At 23.2% G+C, this 1,993-nt stretch carries 3 protein-coding genes; all 3 read left to right on the top strand.

The annotated features are described in order from the left end of the window. A partial coding sequence (locus GJT95_RS00915) for a thiamine pyrophosphate-dependent enzyme (protein WP_246225733.1) occupies positions 1–905 on the top strand: 905 nt, incomplete at its 5' end. Further along, complete coding sequence (gene ilvM / locus GJT95_RS00910; protein WP_169785916.1) at positions 906–1,139, top strand: acetolactate synthase 2 small subunit; 234 nt, start codon at positions 906–908, stop codon at positions 1,137–1,139. 43 nt (positions 1,140–1,182) lie between these two features. Beyond that, the coding region (locus tag GJT95_RS00905) for a branched-chain amino acid transaminase (protein ID WP_169785915.1) at positions 1,183–1,993 on the top strand (811 nt) is incomplete at its 3' end.

Below are 1,993 nucleotides of genomic sequence, written 5' to 3'. Positions count from 1 at the left end.
GAATGCATGGAAGTAAAGCAGCAAATTATACTGTACAAAAATGTAATTTATTAATAGCTATTGGAACTAGATTCGATGATAGAGTTACAGGTAATATAAAAAAATTTGCTCCATACGCAAATATTATTCATATAGATATAGATCCATCTGAAATTAATAAAATTTGCAAAGTAAATGTAGCATTATTAGGAAATTTTAATTATTTAATTCCACTTTTAAAAAAACCCAAAAATATTTTTAAATGGCAAATATATGTTAAAAAAATTAAGAAAAAATATTCTTATATATATAATTATTATAAAAATAAAAATAAAATATTTGCTCCTATTTTACTTAAAAAATTATCAGATATAAAAAAAAAAAATACTATTATTACTACTGATGTAGGACAACATCAAATGTGGGTAGCACAACATATAAATTTTTCTAATCCTAAAAATTTTATTACTTCTAGTGGATTAGGAACAATGGGTTTTGGTTTGCCAGCTGCGATTGGGGCACAAATAGCTAAACCTAATAATGATGTTATATGTATTTCTGGTGATGGATCATTTATGATGAATATTCAAGAATTAAGTACAATTAAAAGAAAAAATTTACCTATAAAAATTATATTATTAGACAATCAAAGATTAGGCATGGTAAGACAATGGCAACAAATTTTTTTTAATAAAAGATATAGTGAAACATATTTACATGATAATCCAGATTTTATTCAATTAGCAAAATCTTTTGGAATATCTGGACATAGTATAAAAAATACTAATGAAATTAACGAAAGTTTACAAAAAATTTTTTCCATTAATAAAGCTTATATATTACATGTTTCTATTAATGAAAATGATAATGTTTGGCCATTAGTACCTCCTGGATGTAGTAATAATTATATGATAGAGAAAAGCTAAATGTATAAGTATAAATTATATATTAAAACAAATATTAGTCCTGAAATAAGTGAAAGAATAATGAGAATCATTCGTCATAGAGGTTTTTTAATAAAAAAAATGAATATTAATGTAATAAATAAATTTAAAAACATTAATTTTCAATTAATAGTGAAAAGTTCTAAACCTATAGATTTTTTAGTAAAACAAATTACAAAACTTATAGATGTATTAGATATAGTTATCATATCATAAAATATTGTAATAACATTATTACATAAGATAAGGAATTATAATAATGTCTACAAAAAAAGCAAATTTTATTTGGTTAAATGGCAATATTATAAAATGGGAAGATGCTAAAATTAGTGTTATGAGCCATGCATTACATTACGGAACATCTGTTTTTGAAGGTCTTAGATGTTATAAATCACATAGAGGTTCTGTTATTTTTCGTCATAAAGACCACATAAATCGTTTATATAATTCTGCTAAAATATATCGTTTCCCAATAAAATTTTCTATAAAAGAAATAATGGATGCTGTTTATCTTACAATTAATATTAATAAACTTCAAGAAGCTTATATTAGAATTTTAGTATTTATAGGAGATATTGGTTTAGGAATTAATCCTCCTCAAAATTATTATACAGATATAATGATTAGTGCTTTTCCATGGGTAAATTACCTTGGTAATAATGCAAAAATTAATGGTATTAATACAATGATATCTTCTTGGAATAAATATAAACCTAATACTATACCTAGCTTATCTAAAGCAGGAGGTAATTATTTATCTTCTTTATTAATTAGTAGCGAAGCACGTAGAAATGGATATGATGAAGGAATATCATTAGATAGTTTAGGATTTGTTTCTGAAGGTTCTGGAGAAAATATTTTTAAAATAAAAGATAATATTTTATTTACTCCTCCATTAACTTCATCTATTCTTCCTGGAATTACTAGAGATTCTGTTATCAAAATAGCTAAAAATCTAAATATTATAACTAAAGAATCTTTTATATTAAGAGAATCTTTATATTTAGCTGATGAAATATTTTTAACAGGAACAGCTGCAGAAATTACACCTGTTTGTAGTATAGATAATA

Source organism: Enterobacteriaceae endosymbiont of Donacia crassipes, assembly GCF_012569785.1.
In the GTDB taxonomy this organism is placed as follows: Bacteria; Pseudomonadota; Gammaproteobacteria; order Enterobacterales; family Enterobacteriaceae.
The sequence above is the reverse complement of the archived record's forward strand: the minus strand, read 5'-3'. Positions and strand labels throughout refer to the sequence as shown.

Bases quoted from the DNA above. Each gene is read 5' to 3' on its own strand.
- ilvM (WP_169785916.1), top strand. From the start codon at position 906: ATGTATAAGTATAAATTATATATTAAAACAAATATTAGTCCTGAAATA.